The sequence below is a fragment of the Allobosea sp. Root483D1 genome, from assembly GCF_001429505.1.
GTDB lineage: Bacteria > Pseudomonadota > Alphaproteobacteria > Rhizobiales > Beijerinckiaceae > Allobosea.
In genome coordinates this window covers 303,972-326,017 of record NZ_LMJW01000004.1, presented here as the reverse complement: position 1 = coordinate 326,017, position 22,046 = coordinate 303,972, and the positions used below count along the sequence as shown (strand labels likewise).

Sequence of the window (22,046 nt, the reverse complement as noted above, 5' to 3'; positions counted from 1 at the left end):
GCTTGACCTTCCCATGATGGGAAGGTGTAGCCATCTTCCAACGACAGAAGGAAGGTGATGCGTCATGACGATGCATGCGAAGCATGAAGTGCCCGCGGGCGGGCCCGGCACGATCGATATTCCGGTCGAGGGAATGACCTGCGCGTCCTGTGTGGGGCGGGTGGAAAAGGCGATCTCGGCCGTACCGGGCGTGAGCCGAGCCGAGGTCAACCTGGCGACAGGCAAGGCGCGCGTGACCCTGGCCGGCGGCAGTGCCGGGTCGGTCGCCGAGGCGATCCGCAAGGCCGGCTATGAGCCCGGCGCGACCGATATCACGCTGGCGATCTCCGGCATGACCTGCGCGTCCTGCGTCGGCCGGGTCGAGAAGGCGCTACGCGCCGTGCCGGGCGTGCTGAGCGCCGAGGTCAATCTCGCGACCGAGCGAGCCACAGTCCGGGCCGCCGATGCCGGCATCACGCCGGCTCTGATGGCGGCGGTCACTGTCGCCGGCTACGAGGCCGAGCCCATCGACGAGGGGCGCAGCGACGACGGCGATGCCGCCGCCGCGCGCCGCCAGGCGGAGCAGAGCGCACTCGGCCGCGCGGTCGTCGTCGCTGCGCTGGCGACCCTGCCGCTGATGATCCTCGAAATGGGGCCGCATCTGAGCGAAGCCTTCCACCATTGGCTCTACGCCCGCATCGACGCCTTCGTGCTGAAGCTCATCGCCTTCGGCCTCACGACCGTCGTGCTGTTCGGGCCGGGCCTGCGCTTCTTCCTGAAGGGCTGGCCGGCGCTGCTGCGCGGTGCGCCCGACATGAATGCGCTGGTCATGCTCGGCGCCGGGGCGGCCTATGCCTATTCGGTGGTCGCGACCTTCGCGCCCGACTGGCTGCCGGCCGGCACGGACTACACCTATTTCGAGACCGGGGCGGTGATCGTCACCCTGATCCTGCTCGGGCGCTGGTTTGAGGCCCGCGCGAAGGGCCGGACCAGCGAGGCGATCAAGCGGCTGGTCCAGCTGCAGGCGCGCTCGGCCCGGGTGCTGCGCGACGGCGTCGAGAGCGAGATCGCGATCGAGCATGTCCGGGTCGGCGATCTCGTGCTGGTCCGGCCGGGCGAGAAGATCCCAGTCGACGGCGAAGTCGTCGAGGGCGCTTCTTACGTCGACGAGGCGATGGTGACCGGCGAGCCGGTCCCGGCGCATAAGAGCGTCGGCTCCACCGTGATCGGCGGCACGATCAACCGCAACGGCGCACTGCGCTTCCGGGCGGAGAAGGTCGGCGCCGATACCCTGCTCGCCCAGATCCTGCGCATGGTCGAGCAGGCTCAAGGCGCCAAGTTGCCGATCCAGGCGCTGGTCGACCGGGTCACCAACTGGTTCGTGCCGGCGGTGATCGCCGTCGCGCTTATGACCTTCGCGGCCTGGCTTACCTTCGGCCCCTCGCCTGCCTTGACCTATGCGCTGGTCAACGCGGTCGCGGTGCTGATCGTCGCCTGCCCCTGTGCCATGGGCCTGGCGACGCCGACCTCGATCATGGTCGGCACCGGCCGGGCCGCCGAGCTCGGCATCCTGTTCCGCCAGGGCGCGGCGCTGCAGGGTCTGAGCGAGGTTTCGACCATCGCCTTCGACAAGACCGGCACGCTGACCAAGGGCCGGCCCGAGGTGACACGCTTCGTCGCCGCCGAGGGTTTCGCCGAGGACGAGGCCCTGCGCCTCGCCGCCTCCGCCGAGAGCGCCTCCGAGCACCCTTCCGCCGAGGCGATCGTCGCGGAAGCCAGGCGGCGCGGCCTCGCGCTCGCTTCGGCCGCCGATTTCGCGGCGGAGCCCGGCCTCGGCATCTCGGCCCGGGTCGAAGGCCGCGACATCCTGGTCGGCTCGGCCCGGCTGATGGCCGAGCGCGGCATCGCCGCCGCGATCTTCGCCGAGCAGGCCGCGGCCTCGGCTCGCGACGGCGAGAGCCCGCTCTATGTCGCTATCGATGGCAAGCTGGCCGGCCTCGTCGCCGTGGCCGACCAGGTCAAGCCGGGTAGCTCGGCCGCGATCTCCGCGCTCAAGGCGCTCGGCCTGCGCATCGTCATGGTCACCGGCGACAACCGCGCCACCGCCGAGGCGATCGCCGCCCGGCTCGGTATCGACGCCGTCGAGGCCGAGGTGCTGCCGACCGACAAGGCGGCGATCGTCGAGCGGTTGCAGGCCGGTGGAGCCAAGGTCGCCTTCGTCGGCGACGGCATCAACGACGCACCCGCGCTGGCCCAGGCCGATATCGGCATCGCCATGGGCGCCGGCACCGACATCGCGATCGAAAGCGCCGACATCGTGCTGATCTCGGGGGATCTGCGCCATGTGCCGGAGGCGATCGGCCTGTCCAAGGCGACGATGACCAACATCCGCCAGAATCTCGGCTGGGCCTTCGGCTACAACGTGCTGCTGATCCCGGTCGCGGCCGGCGCGCTCTACCCGCTCTGGGGCGTGCTGATGTCGCCGGTCTTCGCCAGCTTCGCCATGGCCTTCTCCAGCGTCAGCGTGCTGGCCAACGCACTCAGGCTGCGCCGCTTCGCGGCGCGGCAGGACATCACCGCGGCAGAGCGGGGCGCCGCCCCGGCCACCGCCTTCGGGAGGATAGGATGAATATCGGACAAGCTGCCGAAGCCTCCGGCGTCAGCGCCAAGATGATCCGCTACTACGAGCAGATCGGACTGATCGAGCCGCCGGCGCGCTCGCATTCTGGCTACCGGGTCTATGCCGAGCCGAACGTCCACACCTTGCGCTTCGTGCGCCGCGCCCGCAGCCTCGGTTTCTCGGTCGAGGAGACGGGCTCGCTGCTGGCGCTCTGGCGCGACCGCTCGCGGGCGAGCGTCGATGTGAAGACGCTGGCGCTGAAGCATGTCGCGGAGCTTGAGGAGAAGGCCGCGGCGCTGCAGGCGATGGCGGCGACGCTGCGCCATCTTGCCAGCCATTGCCATGGCGACCAGCGACCGGATTGCCCGATCCTCGACAAGATCGGCTCGTCGAACTGAGCATATCCTGCCCACCGCGCCGTCCCGCGGCCTGCAAAGCAAAGCGCCGGAGGCCTATCCAGGCCTCCGGCGCTCGCAGATATCGAAAGAATGCTGTGCGCCGTTCAGCGCCGCATCGCCTCGGCGAGGCGCGGCGAGAAGGTGCGGCTCGGCCGGCGGACCACGACGACCGAACGGTTCGGCGTCATCACGGTGGTGCGGTGCGCGGCCTTGCGGATCAGCGGCACGACCTCGGCGACGGTAACGCCCATGAGCTGGGCGGCGAGCTCGGCCTGCTGCTCCGGCGAATCGCTCATGCACTGCGCCGCCGTCACCGCCTCTTCGAGGGTCGGCAGTTCGACGCGGGGGCGCAGGACGCGCGGGGGAGGATTCTTGTACTCGGGCATCTCGGTGGCTCCTTGGACGCCTAAAGTAACACTTATTGTGCACTGCACAAGATTGCGTGGATTATTCTCTGCAATGCAACAATCGCAGGACGGTTGGCACGCGGCTTGCGCCTTCGGAATGTCTCAAACCGGAACGAGATTGTTGCCTTCAGAACCGGTTCCGATCGGCCAGGCCCGTTCGGCTTCGACTCTGCAAGGAGAGAGCCATGATTGCAGTGGATGCAGCCGCGCCGGCCGCCCATGCACGCCGGCGCCGCCCACCGGCCCCCGTGCCGGAAGAACATGAGTTCGGTCGGCTCGAACTGCTGCTGCGCCTGCGCCGCAATCCGCTGACGATCTGGCGGACGCGGCATTTCCGCGAGCCGATCGTCGCCGGCGAAGGCCTGTTCGGCTATGGCGTGGTCGTCTCCGACCCGGAGGTCGTCCGCCATGTCCTGGTCGAGAACGCGGCCAATTACCGAAAGGACGATCTCCAGCGCACCGTCCTGGCGCCCGGGCTCGGCGAAGGGCTGCTGACGGCGGAGGGCGACGCCTGGAAACGGGCCCGGCGGACCCTGGCGCCGCTGTTCACGCCGCGCTCGGTCACGGCGCTGGCGCAGCGCATGACGGGGCCGGCCGAGCGAACCGCCGAGCGCATGGCCCGCCGACGCAGCGGCCGCATCGTCGACATCTCCGCGGACATGACCCGCGTGACCTACGACATCCTGGCCGAGACGATGTTCTCGAACGCGATCGCCGGCGGCGCCGACGCCTTCGGCAAGGCGCTGACCCGCTATTTCGAGACGCAGGGGCGGATCGACCCGCTCGACGTGCTCGGCGCGCCGGCCTGGCTGCCGCGCATCGGCCGCTGGATGGCGCGACCGGCGATCACCTTCTTCGAGGCCCAGGTTAAGGCGATCATCGCCGAGCGGCAGGCGTTGCACGCCGGCGGCAGCTGGCGGCCGGAGAAGCCTGACCTGCTCGACGCCCTGCTCGCTGCACGCGATCCCGAGACCGGGACCGGGCTGAGCGAGGAAGAGGTCGGCGCGAACATCGTCACCTTCATCGGCGCCGGCCACGAGACCACCGCCAACGCCCTGACCTGGTCGCTCTTTCTGATATCGCTCTCGCCGGATGTGCGCGACGCGCTCGAGGCCGAGATCGATGCCGCCGGCGAAGATCTCGCGGCCGCGGCCCTGGCGGGCGAGCGCCTTGCGCTCACCCGCGCCGTGATCGAGGAGGCGATGCGGCTCTATCCACCAGTGCCCTCCCTGTCGCGCACGGCGCTGGCGGACGACGCGGCAGGCGCATGCGTCATACCGAAGGGCGCGCTGGTGGTGATCTCGCCCTATCTGCTGCATCGGCACGAAACGCTCTGGGAAGCCCCCGATCGTTTCCGGCCGGAGCGCTTCCTGCCTGGCGCGCGCGAAACGATCTCCCGCTATGCCTATCTGCCCTTCGGCGCCGGCCCGAGGGTCTGCATCGGCCAGCAATTCGCCATGGTCGAGGCGGTGATCGTCCTGGCTACGCTGTTGCGGCGACTGCGCTTCGACCATGCCGGCGAGGAGGCGCCGATGCCGGTCCAGCGCATCACGTTGCGCCCGAGCCGAGGCATGCCAATGCGTGTGACGGTGCGTCGCTCATCGCGGTAAGGAGGCAGCGGACCGAGGCGAATTAACCACAGCTGCCGGAAAAGTATTAAAGATGAACCCCGCGTTTTTAAAGATGTCATGCCGCCGATGGCCGATGCGACCGAGCAGCGGCTGTGCGGCAGCCCGACAGTCCCGGTTTTTCTTGGCTTCCGGGGCGAACTCTGGCTTGCGAACATTTTAAAGATTGCCGGAATTGTCACAAACTGCGCTAGCCCTTGCCCAGAAATGGCCAATATGGAAGAGATGCCGGGTGTGGCGCCGTATGGTCTTGCCCGGGTTTTGCGAAACTGGCTCTGCCGGATGCAAGAGTTGCCAGATTGCAGGCGCCATGGATTTTGGAAAACAACCTTTACTGGGGTGACGTGATGCATGCCAAGACCATGAAGGCCGGAACCATCCTCGTCGCAGGCGCGCTCCTGCTCGGCGGCTGCACCGGGTCGCAAGAGCGTGTCGCTGCGGGCGGCGCGCTCGGCGCCGGCGCCGGCGCCCTGATCGGCGGCGCAGTCGGCGGCGGCCGCGGCGCCCTGATCGGCGCTTTGATCGGCGGCGTTGCCGGCCTGGTCATCGCCGACGCGATCGAGAAGGAGCGCGCTCGCGAGGCGGCTTACATCGCCGCGCGCTCGGGCGGCTCGAACACCCAGCGCTTCCGCAATTCGAGCGGCCAGAACGTCACCGTCCGCGCCCGCACCGTGCGGACCTACAACAACAGCCAGGGTCAGAAGATCCGCGTCGTCGAGCGCACCGTGACCCGCGAGGGCAAGGCCGCCGGTACCGACCAGGTCGAGGTCAATCTGGCGACCAACGAAGCGTCCGGCATCTGAGCCGCGGCGAAGCGAGAACCGGTCCTCCCTCGTTCGCGAGGGGGGACCTCATGAGTATCGAACCGAGATGATTGCGAAAGCGCTGACCAAACGAATCCTCTGTCTGACGGTTGCCTGCCTCATAGCAGTGCCGCCGGTGGAGGCTACGGCGCAGACGCAGATCATGCCCGGCTTCGACCCGTACAACCCCTTCGGTTCGGCCGCGCAACTGCTCTGGCAGCGCATCCAGCAGCAATGCCCGCAGCTCAAGCTGCCGGTCACCGTCGGCATCGCCTCGCGCCCGGCGACGCGCGATGCGTTCACGACCGACCAGGGCAACAACATCATGCAGCAGATCCGGGCTGCATTCTCGAATATTCAGGGCGTGACGATGGCGCCCTGGCTCGACCTCGACCCGATCAAGGGCATCGTCGACACCGGCGTGCTCGACAATCCGCTGGCAGGCGACAACAAGGAACAGCTCAGCAAGATCCAGCTCGAGATCCGGGCCTCCGGCTACAAGGCCGGCGTCGCGACGCGCTTCAATCTCTCGGCGCACGGCTGGAACGGCTATGAGAGCTGCTCGCCCAGCCTCGACCCCTTCACGGTCTCGCAGGACTTCATCGGCGAGGAATATACCTCGACGGACGAGCTCTTCAACAAGGTCGCAGCCGGCGTCTGGGCCGCTTCGGTCGACACCTCGAACCCGCTGACGCTCTCGATCAGGATGCTGAGCGGGCTGCCGGTCAGCCCGGGCTGGTACGAGTTCTTCTCGGACAAGATGCGCCGGGCCCTGAGCCGGCAGAATGCCGAGGAAAGGGAAACCAAGATCCGGGCCGAGCGTCATGTCACCCTCGTCATCGCGCATGACCCGTCTGGCGACGAGGAGAAGCGTTGGGACGGCATGGTCACGATCGACGCGCGCCCACTTGGCTACCGCCTTTCGGTCAGCGTCAACCGCCGCAATACCACGCCGGTCTCGGAAGACGGCGTCGTCACGCTCGACGAGCTGCCAACGATGCAGCAATGGGCCGCCCTCGGCCCGACAAGCGTGACGCCCCGGCTCGACCAGACGCCGCTGCGGATCAATGCACGCATCGAAGGCGGCCGTGCGCAGCAGCAATATCCCTTCCTGGTGGCGCAGGAATCCTATGTCGAGGTCGACATTCCGACCGCTAGCGTGCGCGGACCTCACCCGGCCGTTCCCGTCGACGTGCTCGGGCGCAACAATGCGCCGATGAAGACGATCCACATCGCCAATCCGGGCCGGCCGAACCTGCGGCGCTACAAGCTCGGCCCGGGCGAGTACACGATCCGTGTCGCCAGCGCCGGCCCCGTCGCGCAGGACTTCCAGCTCCGGGCGCGCGCGATCGACACCAAGGACATGCTGATGCCCGAAGCGCCGGGCAGGCTGCTGCGCCGCTTCCAGGACTGGTACGCCAGCGTCTCCGAGGATCCGCGCACCGGCCAACGCACCTGCTTCGCCTATACGGCGGCGCAGGAAGCCGGGCCGCGCTACTGGCGCGAGCAGGCGCCGTTCATCCTGCTGCAGGCAAGCAGCGGCGGCAGCGGCGATCTCCAGCACCTGATCGAGGACAAGCGCTACTACAAGCCGGGCACGCCCTTCGAGGCCGTGATCAGGGAAGGTGGCAGTGCCGTGCGTCGGCTCAACGCCGTCCCGACCGCCGCCGGCAACTTCATCCGTCCGACGAAGCAGGGCTCGAACGGCCAGCCGATCCTCGATATGGACGCCGTCGCCGGCTACAACCGGGGCACGACGCTCGAGATCAGCGGCACCGCACCGGACGGACGGCCGGCCCATGTGATCTACTCGCTGCAGGGCTACCGCGCCGCCGTCAACGCCATGTCGCTGGAATGCGGCCGGCGCGACCTCGCCAACGCCCTGGTCTGGAAGTAATCGGCCGGCCTATGCGCTCAGGCAAGCGCCAGCGCCGCCCGCGCCGGCCCCTCATCCTCGGCCGCTTCGAACCGGATCAGGCCGCGGCGGACATTGGCAGCCGTATCCAGCACGGCCGGCAGCGAGCGGGCGGACCGGTCGAGTACGCCGAGCAGGCCGGGGGCGAGACGCGGATCGTTCCAGACTTCCCGGGCCCGGCGGCCGAACGGCGCCAGGAAGGGCTCGACCCCGCTCCAGGCCAGGACGACCTCCCGTGGCCGTTCCGCCGCGGCATCCAGCCCCGACAGGATCCGCTCGATGATCGGCGCCCAGACGCCGTCGTCATAGCGCCCGACCGGCAAAAGGATGATCAGCCGCCCGGCGCCCAGCAGGGCCGCCTGGGCCTGCGAAGCCGCCTGGGCCGGATCGCGGAACAGCCGCGGCAGCAGGCGCGGCGCGATGAAGCTCGCCTCGACCTCCTGCGCCTCCGCGTCTGCGGCTTCCGACAACGCCAGGCGACGCAGCGCGACATCCTCGCCGGCGGTCGCCTGGGCGAGCGCGGCGGGCAAGGCGGCCGGCAGCGCGGCGAAGCAAACCGTTTCTGCCGTCATCGCATCCCGCTCCGTCTCGGCTCCGGTCCGACCATCGTCGGCAGCCCGGCGCGGCAGGTTTCCGTAAGTGCAGCCGGCCGGCCGCAAGATCTGGCCCGAACCGAAAAGGTCGAGCCGAGCGCATGTCTTGCAAGACGGCGGGCCATCGCGCAAGGTCTGCTTACGTCGCCCCGCCCAGCTCGCCTTCCCCGGAGCCTGTTTCCGTGACTTCCTCCGTGGCGCCCGTCGCCATCATCTGGGACGGCTCACGCCATGTCGCCGCGATCTGGCGGCAGAGCGCACCAGCCCGCTTCCTTGCCGCCGAAGAGACGAGCGGCCGCATCAGCCTGATCGCGGCCGCCGATGCCGGAACGGCGCCTTTGTTCGCGACCCTGCCTCCGGGGAGCCACGCCCTCCATGCCGTGACGGTCGAGCCCGATGGCCGGCTGGGCACGATTCCGGTGCAGCTCGACGACAGGCTGTCGCTCGCCGAGGCCGACCGGAACGCCGCAAGCCTGACGCTGGTGCAAGCCTATCGCGATGATGATGGCGGGCTCGCCGAGCAGACAGGACCGGCCGAGACGGCGCTGGGCGCGGCGCTTCTGGCCTCCGGCCTGAACCGCACCAGCGGCTCGAAGGCGGAAGGCTACCGGCTCCTGGCCGGCCCCTTCCTGCATCCGGACGACGAACGCGCCGCGACGACAACGCTGACGGCGCGCCGCAGCGCGAGCGGCGGCCTGACGCTCGCCTTTGCCGGCGATGCCGGCGAGGCGGCTGCGGACGGCCTCCTGGTGGCGCATCTCCCGGCGGCGATGCGCGAGGCCAGGCAGGCGCTCGCGCAGATCGATCAGGACCTGCGGCTCGCCATCGAGGCCGAGCTCGACACGCTGGCGGCCTCCCCAGCCGATCAGCGCGATGTCGACGCGACCGGGCTCGGCCGCGTCGCCGCGCTGCGCCGCGGCTTCCGCCTGCTCCGCCCCCGCGCCGAGGCCGAGGGCGGCGTGCTCTCACTCCCCGACTGGGTCGAGGCCGACGACATCATCGTCTTCTCCGAACCGCGTCGCCAGCTCGTCTGGAACGGCGACAGCGAGGCGGTCGGCGGCAGCCCGATGACGCTGCGCTGGCGGGAGGGCGCCTTCGCCGCGGTCCCGCACGGCGCACGCTACACGGCATCGGCCGCGACCGGCCTGACACTCGGCCAGGGCGGCGGCAACGCCCTCGTCGTCGCGGTCGCAGGCGGCGCCGCACCCCTGCACGACGACCTTGCCCTCGCGGCGGGGCGACTGGCCGACGGCCTGTGGCGCGCGACGAGCACGGCGAGGCCGGCGCGCCTCGGCGCCCTGCTCGGCGAGATCGCGCTGCGCCTGGCGCAGGCGCCGACCGGAGCTCTCGCCCGGCTCGATGCACGCAGCAAGAGCTCCGGCGCACCGGCCGGCCTGCTGGAAGCGCTGGCGGGGACGAGCGGGATCGACCCGGACCGGATCGACGAACTCGGCGAGCGCTCGCTGTCCGAGCAGGTCGCCATGCTTCTGCGCGCGCTGGCGCAGCCTCGGCTCGCGGCGCGCGCCTGCGCCGCGAGGCTCGTCCTGCCCTTGCCGGGATCGGGGCCGGACGAGGCCGGGCTGGAGCGGCTGCTGGCCTGGTACGAGGACCCCAACCTGCCGCAGGCGCTCGCCCGCGAGGCGATGGCGCTGGCCGGGCACGACCGGCGCGCGATGCGGCTGCTGCACGATGTCGCCGCCAGCGTTCATCAGACCTGGATCGAGACCGGGCTCGCAGCCGAGGTAGAGCAGGCGGTGGCGGTGGCGGCGACGCAACGCGGGCAGCGACGCCTGTCGCCGCTCGATGCCTTGCTGCTCGAGCTGCGCCGGCGACCACAGCGGCAGCCGACGCCCGGCCTCGAAGCGATCGCCCGCATGCGCAGCGAACTCGCCGAGACGGCGCAGCAATCCGGCCAGTCGCCGGCAATCACGGACGAGCTGTCGCGCCGGCTCGGCGAGCTCACCCCGGGCGAGATCGTTCTGCTGCACGGCCATTTCGCCGTCCTGCGGCGCGAGGCCGACCAGGCGCTCGCAGCCGCCGCTCTGATCCGGAGCTGGGAAGCGGCGCTCGGCCTGGAAGGGCTCGCGGCCCGCGCGCATCGCGGCGGCGACCCCGTGCGCGGCGCGCAGCGGCTCGCGGCGGCCAGCCGCAGTTTCGCCGGCTCTCTCTCGCATATCGAAAGCCTCGCGCAGGCCCTGACCGAGCTCAAGACCGCGATCGACGGGCTGCTCGGCCCCGCCGATGAAGGGACCGCCCGCAACAAGGCCCTGCGCGAGACGCTCGACGGCTACGGCCGGCTCCTGCTGGCGCAGTTGGTCCGGCACGAAGCCGACTCCGCTTTCGCCAGCGTGCCCTTTGCCGGAAAGGCCCTCGCCGACTTGCGGGACACCGGCTTCGGCGCCGCCTATCGCCGGCTCAGGGCCGGCAGCGGCGACATGCTGCCGCGCTATCTCGCCGCCGCCGCCGCGCTGACCGGGCTCGATCATCATTGGGGCACCGCGCTCACCGGCGGCACCACGGCGGACACCGCTTCGAGGCAGGACGCATGACCACTCTGCCCTGCTACAACCTCGAGACCCGGCTGGGGAGCTTCGCCGCGACCATCGCGCTCGACCGCAGCGGCGAGCTGATCGACCTCCTCGCCTTCGAGGCGCCGGAGGACATGGTCAAGGCGGTGACGGTCTCGCTGGTCTCGCATGCGCCGAGCCTTGCGAGCGGCGTCGACATCGGCTGGCTGCAAGGCAATGCCCTGCTCGACAAGGCCGCGATCCGGGCCGGCGAGCGGCTGGTGCTGGGACTGAAGCGCGAGGCGGTGATGCGCGCGGTCGCGAACCACCGCGCCCAGGCCGATGTCGACAGCGACGCCAGCATCGAGATCGCCTTCTCCACCATCGTCGAGACCGCGAGCGGCACCCGCGCCTCGCCGCGACGCCTCATCAAGATCGCGGCGCTCGCCGGAGCCTCGCAGCCGGAGTGGCGGATCGAGCCGGTCGAGATCGACCTGGATTCGCTTTTGGCCGGCAAGCAGCTCGCCGTCAGCCAGATCGCGATCGACATCCCCCGCGACATCGTACTGGAAGGCCGACGCGGGCTGACCATCGAAGCGAGCTGCTTCGGCATCAAGGCGCAGCATCTTTCGCTCAGCATCGCCGCGCCGATGGACCATTCGGTCTCGCTCCGGCGCTTTCCGGACGCCGGCACCTCGACCAGCCGGCACCTGATCTGGCTTGCCGACGCGCCGGCGCTGGCCGGCCAGGAGGTCCGCCTCGACGTGACGCTGACGCGCGACGCCGTGCTCGACTTCGTCGACGAGACGATCCAGGCCAATCCGAAGGCGCCGCTGCAGGTCAGGCTCACCGCCAAGCTCGGCGGCTGGGTCGGCCAGGACGGTGCAGGCCATGATCCGGACGGCCCGGCCAAGCCCTGGTCGAGCGCGCTCGAAGCCCGCTCGGTGCCGATCCGCAGCCAGAACCGCGGCGAGGTCGCACTGACGATCGCGGGGCAGCATTTCACCTGCCCACTCGGCGGAGCCGCGCAGTTCGAGATCACCGGCGGGCTCAACGCCGAAGTCGACCCGGACGACGAGACCTCGATCGTGCGCTGCGACGGGCTGGTGATCGACCTGCGCCGCTGGCCGCTGACCCGGACCGCGCCGCTGATCGTCGAGGTCACCAGCCGGATGGGCGAAACCGAGATCGCCGAGCCGCCGATGCCCTTCCCGCTCGAGATCGTGCGCGAGGGCGATTTCGGCCGGCGCGGCCGGGCCGTCGTGCCGATGCAGAACCTGACGACGACCTTGTCGCGCGCCGTGCGCACCAGCGGCGCCAATGTGCTGCGTGGCGAGATCACGATCTTGCTCGCTATCAAGTCCGCTGACGAGGGCGGCCAGGCCTTCGCGCAGGCGAGCCTGCCGCTGCGCTATAGCCGCCGCGTCCATCGCCTGCCGATCTGCATCGACCTCGGGGCCTCCGCGACCTCGATCTGGTCCGGCGCGCCGCGCGCCGCCGGCCGAGCGACCGAGATCAGGCCATTGGCACTGGGCACCTGGCTCGCCGCCCATGTCGACCCGCGCCACGGCGAAGCCGCCCTGCAGGATGCCGGCGCCGCGCCGCTGATCCCGAGCCATGTCGGGCTCGATTCGGGCAACAACCTGCGCGCCGACCATGCGCCGCACAGCCTCCCGGACCTCGCCCTGATCGGCTCGGACCGAGCGAGCGTGGCGCGCCGGCTCAAGGCGTTCGCGCGGCGCTACGACGTCTCGGCACCCGTCCCGCCACCGCAATCCGGCCTGGCTGAAAGCGGCAAGCGGATCGACTCGCTCAAGCATGCGCTGACCTCCGGCGCCGTTTCGCTGACGCTGAACGAGCAGGTGCATCGCTACGATGCCGCCACCGACCGCGTCGTCGCCACCAATACGGTCGAAATCGCGCCGCTGGTCGCCGACGTGCTCGACGAACTGGTCGATCTTTATGTGCTGCGCCTGGGCGAGGACCGCCTGCGCGTCGAGGACCATGCGCCGCCGCCAGTGGTCCCGCGCATCCTGGTCTCCTGCCCGAGCGGCATCGGCGACGAGATCGCCTCGCGCTATCGCGCCGCGCTCGAACTGTTCGCGCAGCGGCTGGAGCGGCTCTTCCCCGGTACGACCAGCTTCCCGGATGCGGCCGTCACCGTGCCCGAGGCGGTCGCGGCGGCGCGCTATGTCGCCAGCCTGCCGGAGGTGCGCGCCGCCGTGCCGGACCAAAGCGAGGCGCTGCTGATCACACTCGACATCGGCGGCGGCACCAGCGACGTCGCGCTCGCGTCCCTACGTCGCGACGGCGACCGGCTGAACCATTCGACGCTCGCGACCTTCGGCCTGCCTGTCGGCGGCGACCTGATCGACGAGGCGCTGACCGGCATCGCTGCTACCCTGATCGACCGGGCGATGGACGGGCAGGACGCCCACTGGCAGCCGGCCTTCGCCGAGGCCTCGCTCGCCCGCGCCATCCAACGCGAGGACGCCGCCGCGCTGGCGGCGCGCAGCTGGCTGCGCCAGGCGGTGAAACAGGCCAAGGCTGGTCTCGCCACCCGTCTCAGCGAGAAGGCGCAAGCCTCCGGCAGCGCTTATCGCTGGGATACGGATGCGACCGATGAGAGCTTTGACCTCGTCCTTGCCGAGATGAGGCCGGACGGCGACCCCGCCGGGCTCTACGTCGCCCAGAACGAGCCGACACTGGCGGACGTGACGCAGCGGCCGGGCCTCCAGCTTGCGATCGACGGGCCCGACAAGGCCGGCACGCGCCGGCTCGTGCTGAAGCTCTCGCGCAGCGCATTGGAGACGGGCGCGGGCGAAGCCTCGCAACGCCTGACCGAGATCGGCGCCGTGCTCGGCGGCATGCTGCCGCGCCTGGCCCGCGCCGCCGGGCCCAACCCGGTCAGGCGCCCGACCGTGATCATGGTGCCGACCGGGCGCGCCGCGCTCTGGCCGCCGATCTTCGAGGCGATCGCCGCCGAAGCCGAGGCCAGCCGCGCCGCCTTCCCGTTCGAGCGCCCGTTCTCGCCGGCGGCGATGAAGAAGGCGGTGATCGCCGGCGCCGCCATCCTCGGCATCGAGGGCGACATGGCCGGCAGCGCCGTCCAGCACAAGAACCCGCTCGGCATCGCCGCCATGGCGGTGCAGATGCGCGATCTCGGCGCCACCGGCCTGCGCACCGAATTCGCGGCCGAGCGCATCCATTATCTCGGCTACGACATCGCCTCCGGCGCGCGCGTCCATGCCGAGCACGACGAGACGGCGCCGAGCCTCGGCGGGCGCGCCAATCTCGGCCGCCGCTTCCAGTTCGTGCGCACGATCCCGGGCCTCGACCCGCAGGGCAAGGCGCTGTCGCGCCTGCGCCCGCTGCTTGGCGGGCAGGATCCGATGGTGCTGCTCGAAGGCGATTCGATCGTCGAGGCGCATCGCGAGGGGCTCGACGGCTTCGGCGTCTGCGAGATCATCAGCGAGGTGCTGTCGCCGGTGAGCCGCAAGGTCACGGTGGTCGCCGCCAATGAAGGCTGGGAAGCCTGCTGGCGGATCGAGCACGACCGCGTCTCGCGGATTTATTGAGCGCGACCATGTATCGATACGAAGGGGACAGGCGCGACGCGAACCCCTCTCCCGGATGGGAGAGAGGCAGGGGTGAGGGACCGCCGCTGATTACTAGGGCGAGACGGCGCCGTTGCACCTTTCTGCGGATAGGGCAGTCCCTCATCCCTGCCCTTCTCCCACACGGGAGAAGGGTTCCCCGCGCCCTTCATCCGCCCGGGACGACTCGCTTGTTTGATAATGTCCGGCTCCGAAAATCGCTCCGGAACCCGCAAAGGCGATTGCGCGCCGCGAACCCTTCCCTCCATCCTCCGCACGCCCGAGTGAGCTGACGCCATGGCCCTGCCCGATCTCATGGACCTGGTGATGCACGACCCGCGGCGGCTGACCAGCCTGCGCGCCGTCGCCGGCGAGCCGGGCGAGGCCATGCCCGGCATCGAGAACCTCTGGCGCAAGCCTGTCTTCAGCCTGATGGCGGGCGGGCAACCGACCAAGGACGGCAAGGCCTCGCTGGAAGACCTGATCGATCGCCATCGCAGCATCGCGCTGACCGATGGCGGCAGCGGCCCGCAGCCGATCGACGTGCCCTTCACCTCGCTGGTGGTGCTGACCGCCGAGGCACTGCCGGGCGCGCAGGAGCTCGGCCGCTTCCTCGCCGACCGGATCGAGCAGCGTTTCCGCGACGTGATCGACCCCGATATCGGCGTCACCGTCCATGTCGAGCAGAGCCTGCATGCGACCGCGCCGGTCGCGGTCTATCTCGGCCATGGCGTCTACGCCCCGCCCGCCGACAACCGGCTGCCGCATGGCGAAGTGGTCATCCGGCAGGATGCGGAGACCGCGATCGGCCAGCCGATCATCGGCGTCAACACGGCGGGCGGGCTCTATTCCGGCCAGGCACGCTTCGCCTTTTCGCGCAGCGAGATGCTGACGCCGGCCGTGCATCCCGACCTGCCGGGCGGCACGATCTTCTTCCTCGGCCGCTATCCAGTCGACGCCTCCGCCCGCGATGCCGGCGGCCTGCCGCTGCTCACCGCTTTGCCGCAGACGCCGGAGGCACGCGCCCAGGCGATCCAGGTCGAGACGCTGGCGCTGCCCGGCGGCAATGTCGACGCCCGCTTTGAGATCCTCGGCGTACGCCCGCAGGTCGGACGCGTTTCGCTCGGCCTGGTCGACGTCACCCTCGACCGCAGGCCGAGCCGCCTGCAGGCGCAACCGCCAAAGGGCCCGCATCTCGCCGTGGTCGGCCTCGCCATCCCCGAGAATTTCGGCGGCCGGCGCCTGGCGCGCTACTGGGTGGAGCGCAGCCATGGCGGGCGATTGATGTCGTCGGCCATGCTGGCGCAGCGCGACAGCATCGTCGTGCAGGGCCGCGACGCCCGCCGCTACGACCGACGGGAACTGCGCTACAGCCGGCCCAGTGGCGAGTTCCGGGCGGAGAGCATGAGCTTCGACGGGCGCCGCCGCTCGCTGCTGATGCTTGAGGATGGCGAGTTCGGCTATATCGGCTTGCCGCGCGAGCAGACCGCGATCGCCTTCGGCCCGGACCAGTCCTCGCGCGGCTACGGCACCTTCGACTGGCTTGGCGAAGCGGTGCGCGTCCAGTTCGGCTCCGGCGTGGTCGAGCGGCTCGACGATCTCTATGATCACAACCCGGTCGGCTTCATCGCGGCTGCGCCCAGCGGCGTCGCCGTGCAATCGGCCGGCGACATCTGGCTCCTCGGCGGGCGCAAGCCGCAGGCAGCCGGGACCTGCATCATCCCGGCGAACGGGCCCTTCGTGCTCGGGCCGCTGGTGGTCGAGCTCAGGGAGGCGACGCCATGAGCCATCCGCTCTTCCGCGGCCTGAAGCGCAGCGTCACCGCCGTCACGGTCGGCACCGTCACCATCGTCGGCTTCCTCTGGCTCTCGGGCGGGCTGATCGGCGAACTCGCCGCCAGCCGCGCCTGGATCAAGCAGCCCGACTTCACCGAGACCAGCCGCTCGAACGAGGACCTGTTCCAGCAGGGCGTCGCGACCGGGCTGATCTGGCTGGATCCGGCCGGGCCGGTCATCCGCTCGCAACCCTGCGAAGCGCTCTACGACGCCTCGCTGACCCTGCCGACGCCGCAGGGCGCCAAGGAGTTCTCGCGCACGCTGCTCGACCGGCTCTGCAATCTGCCCGCCGGCCAGCAGATCCGCTCGGAGATGCTGGCCTGGAACAACTCCTTCCTGATCGCCGCCGCCCGCGACGACCGCGCGCCCGACCGACGCTGCGCCGACGGCACGCCATTGACGTTGCCGGTGGTGCCGGCTGGCTGCCGTCCGTCGGGCTGGACCGCCCGCGTCGCCCAGACCACCGACCTCGCCGCGCCGCTCAACGTGATGCCGAACGCGGTGCCGCCGCCGCGCGACTTCGCCGATTTCGCCAAGCGCCGGGCCAACCAGCTCTCCGACTGGGCCCTGTTCGGCCCCCTGCGGGCGCCGGATGACCGGCTCGTGCTCTCGACACGGCTCCCCCCCGGCAATCGCCGCGTCACCGTCGACATGATCCTCGAGCCGGCGCGCATCGTCGTCGGCAATGAGCGGGTCAATCTCGATCCTAAGCGCGACGAGCAGACCGTGCGCATCGCCGGCCTTGCCATCGCGGCCGAGCGCATCTGCTCCGACAGCGACGAGTTCGCCACCTGCGCCGAGGAGGCCCAGCAGGGCCTGCCGCATGGCTGGCGCTTTACCATCACCGGCGCGCGCCGCCGCGACGTCGAGATCGGCTTCGAGGGCCAGCCGGTCCGGGCGGTGCCGCCGCGCGCCCGTGAAATCCTCGGCGGACCCAGCGTCCAGAGCGAGGACGGCAAGGTCAAGCTCTGGCGCTCCTCGCATATCGAGGCCGATTGCGAGCGGGCCAAGACCAAACTGGTCTGCGAACTCGGCTGGCGCGGCGCGGTCACCCAGCGGCGCACCGGCGCTGCCCGCGCCCTCTTCTTCGCCGACGGCACGCCGGCGCTCGACAACAACGGCGTGCCGCTACCGATCGTCGACGAGCTCGGCCTGACCGCGATGATCGGCTACGGCGCCGGCGACGTCGGCTCGCTCTCGGCCGCGCTCGGCCGGGCCCGTACCCGCGAGAACCTGACGCTGACGATCGAGCCCCGCCTGCAGAAGCTGGTGCAGGAGGCGGTCTACGAGCATATGGGCGAGCGCCTCGGCCGCGGAAAGCGGCCGCGCAAGCCAGGCCCGCTGCCGGTCAACCTCGCCCCCGAGCAGGAGCCGCCGGACCAGGGCGACGGCCGCGCCGTCGTGCTGCTGATGGATGCCGGCGACGAGCCGGGCTCGCTGCTCGGCCTCGCGAGCTGGCCCGATTTCGTGCCGGGCATGCACAGCTGGGACATCCAGGCGCTCTCGACCGGGCGCGACAGCGACTCGCCGCTCGCCGGCCATGGCTGGCGCGCCGGCGACGTCCACACCATGCCGGGTTCGACCTTCAAGCTGGTCACCGGTCTCGCCAGCATCCTGGCGGTGCGCGAGCAGCCGCGCTTCGCCGACATGATCATGGGCCGCATGCCGCCGGCTCAGCAGGCGCAGATCTTCGGCATAGCGGGCGGCGGCGGCCTCAATGTCGACGGCGTGCCGATCGCCAACTATGGCGGCGCCGGCTTCAACTACGGCATCCTGGCGCCGGCGCAAAGCGGCTGCCCCGATGGCGGCCGCGGCGCCCAGATCGGCTTCTGCGAAGCGTTGATCAAGTCGTCGAACCTGTGGTTCGCCGGCATGGCGCTGACCATGGACGGGCGCAAGGTCGGCGGCCGCGCCACGACCGTTCCCGGCCGCACCGGCACGATCCTGGCCGAGCTGACCGAGCATCTCTACCCGATCACCCAGCCGGGCAGCCTTGCCCAGCCCGGCATCGACCTGACACGCGGCATCGTACCGGGCGCACAGCGGCTGACCGGCGAGGCGCTCGATCTCGCGGTCGAGGACAAGCGCAATGCCAGGCGCATCGACCTCGCGACCAACTCCTACGGCCAGGGCGTGCGCGCGACCCCGATTGCGATGGCCTCGATCTATGGCTCGGTCGGCGCTCGCAAGGTCATCCAGCCGCGCGTGCTGAAGCCGGTCTCGGACGTGGCGGAGACGCCGCTGCCGAACGAGGGCAAGCCGGTGATCCCCGGCATGGACCCGCGCCAGGCCGAACCCTTCCTCGACGACGCCCAGCGCGGCCTCTACGGCGTGGTCAACTCCCCGGGCGGCACCGCCGCCGGCGTGATGGCCTCGCTGCCGCCGGATATCCGCCGACGCATCTTCGGCAAGACCGGTACGGCCGACACCGTCGAAGGCATGAACTCGGCCTGGTTCGCCGGCTGGATGGACAATGTCGCGGGGCACAAGCGCGTCGCCTTCACCTGCCTGGTCTCGCATACGCGGGAAACCGGCGGACGCGCCTGCGGCCGGCTGATGGCCGGCCTGCTCGCCAAGATGGCCGCGCTCGGAGACAAGAAGTGAGCGAGACCACCGCGCTGCGCCAATTGATGGGCCGCTGGCTGACCTTGCGGCCCTTCCGCCTGCCGCGCATCCGCATCGGCGGCGCAGGAGGGGTCGTGACCGGCCTCGTCCTGCTCGCGCTCTGCCTGACTGTGCTCGGCTTCTGGTGGCACAACACCACCAACCTGATCGAGAGCGCCCGGCCGGTGGTCAGCCTGGAGCGGCTCGATCTCGCGCTTGCCCGCGGCGAGACCGTGACGATCGGCCGGCGCGAACTGCTGCAGCCGCAGCGCTTCGACGCCGCCGAGGCGCGCCATGTCTCCCTGACCCGCCAGCAGGACGGCCGCGTCACCATCCGCAACGTCGCCGCGACGCGCCGGCTCTGGCTCGATTATCTCAACGGCGCCGGCAGCTTCTCGGCGCGCTGGCGTTTCCAGCCGGGCGACCGCATCGCCGCCGGGGCACTGGCGATCGCGGTCGACGAGGCGCGGCCAGGGCGGCTGGCGCTGACCTTGACCGAGGCCGGCAAGCAGGGCGCCCGCAAGCTCACCGTCGACTCGACCGGCCCGCTCTCGACGCTCCGGCTCGACGGCAACGCGCTCCCTGTCTGCCAGCCACGCAGCGGCGCGGACCGCATCCGCGAGATCGTCACCGGCCTGATCGCGACCGATGAGCGCGGCGAGGACCGCATCGTCTCGCTCGGCGGCCGGCTGACCTGCTCGGTCCGTGAGGAGACGCATGTCGGGGCCAGCGCCCTGCCCTTCAAGGCGCTGACCATCGTCGCGCGCGGCGGCAGCTACTTCCTGGCGCCGGGCGACGCCGTCGATGCGCCGCGCCCGCCCGTGCTGTTCGCGCGCGGCAACCAGCGCGTCACCGACTTCACCGACATCGCCTGGGAACTCGACCCGGACGGGCCGGCCCGGCTCAGCCACATGATCATCGGCCGCACGCGCTATGCCGTCGAGATCGGCCAGGAATCGAACGGGCGCCTGCCGCTGCGGCTGACGCCGCTGAGCAAGACCCACCGCTTCGCACCCGACGATGCCGAGATCCTGCGCAGCGCGGCGACGACCGAGAGCGTGCGACCGGTGGTAACGCCCGCGCGCCAACCCATGTCGGGCGCGGAGCTCGGCAACCCGCTCTCCTCGCTCAACGGCGTCGAGCGCATCGTGCGCCTGCTGCTGACCCTCGGCGTCGCCGTGTTCGGCGTGCTCTCGGCCATGCACCACGCGACGTTGTTCCGGCGCAGCGCCATCCTGGTGCGGCTGGTCGGCGCGCTCGGCTCGACCGCCTTCATCGGCGCGACGACCATGCTGGTGCTGGCCCCGGAGCTGTCGCGGCTCGGCGGCGCTTCGATCTCCTACGAGGCGGCGCTGCACGCCACCATCATCGCCTATGCGATCGCCTGCATCGCGATCATGGTCGGGCCACGCTTCACCACGCCGCTACGCCTGACCTGGCTCGGCTTCGTCATGCTCTGCTGCCTCGGCAGCCTGACCCTGCTCGCGCTCGGCATCGACGCGGAGAAGACCGACTTCACCATCCATGCCGAGAAGAACAAGCTGCTGTTCTTCGACCTGATCCCGGTCGCGGCGGTGGTGATCGCCTTCCAGCCGCAGCGCTCGATCGCTGCCTTGCCACGCTCCTTCTTCATGGGCGTCGGCTTCAAGGACCAGCTACTGCGCGCCGTGCCGGCGATCCTGATCCTCGCCGCCTTCGTCGCCTGGGGCGTGCTCGGCACCGAGACCGGCGTCGCCGGCTTCCAGCCGGTCGAACTCGGCAAGATCGCGCTCGTCCTGGTGCTGGCGCACATCTTCCTCGGCTTCTCGCGGATCGACTACTTCTACAACCAGCGCCACTACGTCTCCTGGCTGACCGTCAGCCTCGCGACCGTGCTGGTCTTCATCCTGTTCCTGACCGCGGTGCCGTTCCTGAAGAGCGACTATTCGCCAGCGCTGATCATCATCATCACCACGGTCGTGCTCGCTTTCGCCTTCCTGTTGCCGAGCACGCTGAAGCGTCTGGTCGAGATCATGCGCATCTTCCTGCGCCGCTCCGACGCGCCGCAGCGCAAGGTCCGTCGTCTCGGCTGGCCGCGCGGCGGCGTGCTGGCGCTGGTCCTGGTGATCCTGCTCGGCATCAACGCGGCGCTGATCTACGCCTTCCCCGGCCTCGTCACCTACGCGATCTCGGGCCAGTGGAGCCTGCCCAAGGAGCGGCTCGCCGCCATCGACACGCTCGAGAAGGCGCGCGGCGGGCTCTTCCGCGTCCCGGCCGAGCGGCTGCTGACCTGGTACGATCTCGACCACGCCACCAAGCGCACGCAAACGGCGGCTCAGGATCGCAGCCCGGACGTGATCCACCGCGATCTCGGCTTCCAGCTGCTGCAATCCAAGGTCGCGCTCGCCGAGATGCCGTGCACGCTGGCAAGGCTCGATCTCGGCCTCGACAAGACGCCGCTCGAGGTCCGCCGCGCGCTCGATGAACTCCCACCCTCGCCGGTCTCGCTCTGCGCCATGCTGCCGGGCGCCCGCGTCACCCCGATCGCCGAGCGCAAGGGCGAGGAGCAGGACGAGACCGTCAGCCGCTTCACTGTCAGCGATCTCGTGCGATTGCCGGTGGTGCAGAACGACTTCATCGCCACCTTCCTGATGGTGCGCTTCGGCCTGCCGGCGGGGCTCGCCTTGCTGGCGGCGCAGGTGATCACCGTCTTCGGCCTGCTTTCGTTGGCTGTCAGCCTGATGCGCGAGCGCGCCATGGGCTCGGCCCAGGAAGGCGCCAACAAGGGCATGGCGATCATCCTCGTCGGCATCGCCACGATCTTCGCGCTGCACTGGAGCATTTCCTGGGGCAATGCGCTCGGCCTGTTACCGGTGATGGGCCAGCCGATGACCTTCATCGCCGCGGCGACCTCACATCACATGCTGATGGCACTGCCCTCGATCGCGATCGCGTTGATCGCCGGCCGGCTCGCAGCGATCCGCCAGCTCTCGCCGACCAGCGACCCGCCGCCCTGGGGCCTGTGGCGCGGACTGACGCGTGCGGGGCTGTAAGCGTCTGCCAAAGGCCGGCAGCTAACCCGAACGGGGGAGTTGCCCCGCGCAAGATTGCTTTAAACTCCCCAAGCTTCGGAGATTGGGCTCCCGCCAGCCCGCGGGACCGATTGACCGCGGCCCGGCATC

General features: G+C 70.4%; 13 protein-coding genes. 11 read left to right on the top strand and 2 right to left on the bottom strand.

The window, feature by feature from the left end; all coding sequences use genetic code 11:
* Positions 1 to 64 precede the first annotated feature (64 nt).
* Both ASE66_RS08560 and cueR read left to right on the top strand, forming a co-directional pair.
* Positions 65 to 2,608, top strand: coding sequence for a heavy metal translocating P-type ATPase (locus ASE66_RS08560; RefSeq protein WP_244494835.1), 2,544 nt, complete (start codon positions 65 to 67; stop codon positions 2,606 to 2,608).
* On the top strand, positions 2,605 to 2,997 hold the full coding sequence (cueR, locus tag ASE66_RS08555; protein ID WP_057189195.1) for a Cu(I)-responsive transcriptional regulator: 393 nt from the start codon (positions 2,605 to 2,607) through the stop codon (positions 2,995 to 2,997). The genes ASE66_RS08560 and cueR overlap by 4 nt, the downstream gene beginning before the upstream one ends.
* 104 nt (positions 2,998 to 3,101) lie before the next feature.
* Here the strand turns inward: cueR and ASE66_RS08550 are convergent, their stop codons facing one another.
* Complete coding sequence (locus ASE66_RS08550; protein WP_057189194.1) at positions 3,102 to 3,383, bottom strand: hypothetical protein; 282 nt, start codon at positions 3,381 to 3,383, stop codon at positions 3,102 to 3,104.
* Between the two features lie 206 nt (positions 3,384 to 3,589).
* Between ASE66_RS08550 and ASE66_RS08545 the strand changes: the two genes are divergently transcribed.
* The 4 genes from ASE66_RS08545 (at position 3,590) to ASE66_RS08535 (ending at position 7,732) form a co-directional block, all read left to right on the top strand.
* Complete coding sequence (locus tag ASE66_RS08545) at positions 3,590 to 5,014, top strand: cytochrome P450 (RefSeq protein ID WP_057189193.1); 1,425 nt, start codon at positions 3,590 to 3,592, stop codon at positions 5,012 to 5,014.
* Between the two features lie 87 nt (positions 5,015 to 5,101).
* Complete coding sequence (locus tag ASE66_RS31985; RefSeq protein WP_156412066.1) at positions 5,102 to 5,380, top strand: hypothetical protein; 279 nt, start codon at positions 5,102 to 5,104, stop codon at positions 5,378 to 5,380.
* Positions 5,380 to 5,835 (top strand): glycine zipper domain-containing protein, encoded by a 456-nt coding sequence (locus ASE66_RS08540; RefSeq protein ID WP_057189192.1) that lies wholly within the window; start codon positions 5,380 to 5,382, stop codon positions 5,833 to 5,835. Before ASE66_RS31985 ends, ASE66_RS08540 begins: the two co-directional genes overlap by 1 nt.
* Before the next feature lie 136 nt (positions 5,836 to 5,971).
* On the top strand, positions 5,972 to 7,732 hold the full coding sequence (locus tag ASE66_RS08535) for a hypothetical protein (RefSeq protein ID WP_156412065.1): 1,761 nt from the start codon (positions 5,972 to 5,974) through the stop codon (positions 7,730 to 7,732).
* A gap of 17 nt (positions 7,733 to 7,749) precedes the next feature.
* Here the strand turns inward: ASE66_RS08535 and ASE66_RS08530 are convergent, their stop codons facing one another.
* Positions 7,750 to 8,322, bottom strand: coding sequence for a hypothetical protein (locus tag ASE66_RS08530; RefSeq protein ID WP_057189190.1), 573 nt, complete (start codon positions 8,320 to 8,322; stop codon positions 7,750 to 7,752).
* Positions 8,323 to 8,525: 203 nt separating this feature from the next.
* On the opposite strand from ASE66_RS08530, the gene ASE66_RS08525 reads away from it, so the two are divergent.
* From ASE66_RS08525 to ASE66_RS08505, 5 genes are all read left to right on the top strand, one after another.
* Positions 8,526 to 10,892 (top strand): hypothetical protein, encoded by a 2,367-nt coding sequence (locus ASE66_RS08525; protein ID WP_156412064.1) that lies wholly within the window; start codon positions 8,526 to 8,528, stop codon positions 10,890 to 10,892.
* Positions 10,889 to 14,428 carry a hypothetical protein gene (locus tag ASE66_RS08520; RefSeq protein WP_057189188.1) on the top strand — a complete coding sequence of 1,180 codons (3,540 nt, stop codon included), beginning with the start codon at positions 10,889 to 10,891 and terminating at the stop codon, positions 14,426 to 14,428. Before ASE66_RS08525 ends, ASE66_RS08520 begins: the two co-directional genes overlap by 4 nt.
* A 315-nt stretch (positions 14,429 to 14,743) precedes the next feature.
* Positions 14,744 to 16,231, top strand: a complete 1,488-nt coding sequence (locus tag ASE66_RS08515; RefSeq protein WP_057189187.1) for a hypothetical protein — start codon at positions 14,744 to 14,746, stop codon at positions 16,229 to 16,231.
* Entirely contained in the window at positions 16,228 to 18,885 is a 2,658-nt protein-coding gene (locus tag ASE66_RS08510; RefSeq protein ID WP_057189186.1) for a penicillin-binding transpeptidase domain-containing protein, read from the top strand. Before ASE66_RS08515 ends, ASE66_RS08510 begins: the two co-directional genes overlap by 4 nt.
* On the top strand, positions 18,882 to 21,917 hold the full coding sequence (locus tag ASE66_RS08505; RefSeq protein WP_057189185.1) for a hypothetical protein: 3,036 nt from the start codon (positions 18,882 to 18,884) through the stop codon (positions 21,915 to 21,917). The genes ASE66_RS08510 and ASE66_RS08505 overlap by 4 nt, the downstream gene beginning before the upstream one ends.
* Positions 21,918 to 22,046 lie beyond the last annotated feature (129 nt).

Excerpts from the sequence above, each read along its gene's own strand:
- ASE66_RS08560 (WP_244494835.1), top strand. The coding sequence starts at position 65 with ATGACGATGCATGCGAAGCATGAAGTGCCCGCGGGCGGGCCCGGCACG.
- cueR (WP_057189195.1), top strand. The coding sequence starts at position 2,605 with ATGAATATCGGACAAGCTGCCGAAGCCTCCGGCGTCAGCGCCAAGATG.
- ASE66_RS08550 (WP_057189194.1), bottom strand. The coding sequence starts at position 3,383 with ATGCCCGAGTACAAGAATCCTCCCCCGCGCGTCCTGCGCCCCCGCGTC.
- ASE66_RS08545 (WP_057189193.1), top strand. The coding sequence starts at position 3,590 with ATGATTGCAGTGGATGCAGCCGCGCCGGCCGCCCATGCACGCCGGCGC.
- ASE66_RS31985 (WP_156412066.1), top strand. The coding sequence starts at position 5,102 with ATGGCCGATGCGACCGAGCAGCGGCTGTGCGGCAGCCCGACAGTCCCG.
- ASE66_RS08540 (WP_057189192.1), top strand. The coding sequence starts at position 5,380 with ATGCATGCCAAGACCATGAAGGCCGGAACCATCCTCGTCGCAGGCGCG.
- ASE66_RS08530 (WP_057189190.1), bottom strand. The coding sequence starts at position 8,322 with ATGACGGCAGAAACGGTTTGCTTCGCCGCGCTGCCGGCCGCCTTGCCC.
- ASE66_RS08520 (WP_057189188.1), top strand. The coding sequence starts at position 10,889 with ATGACCACTCTGCCCTGCTACAACCTCGAGACCCGGCTGGGGAGCTTC.
- ASE66_RS08515 (WP_057189187.1), top strand. The coding sequence starts at position 14,744 with ATGGCCCTGCCCGATCTCATGGACCTGGTGATGCACGACCCGCGGCGG.
- ASE66_RS08510 (WP_057189186.1), top strand. The coding sequence starts at position 16,228 with ATGAGCCATCCGCTCTTCCGCGGCCTGAAGCGCAGCGTCACCGCCGTC.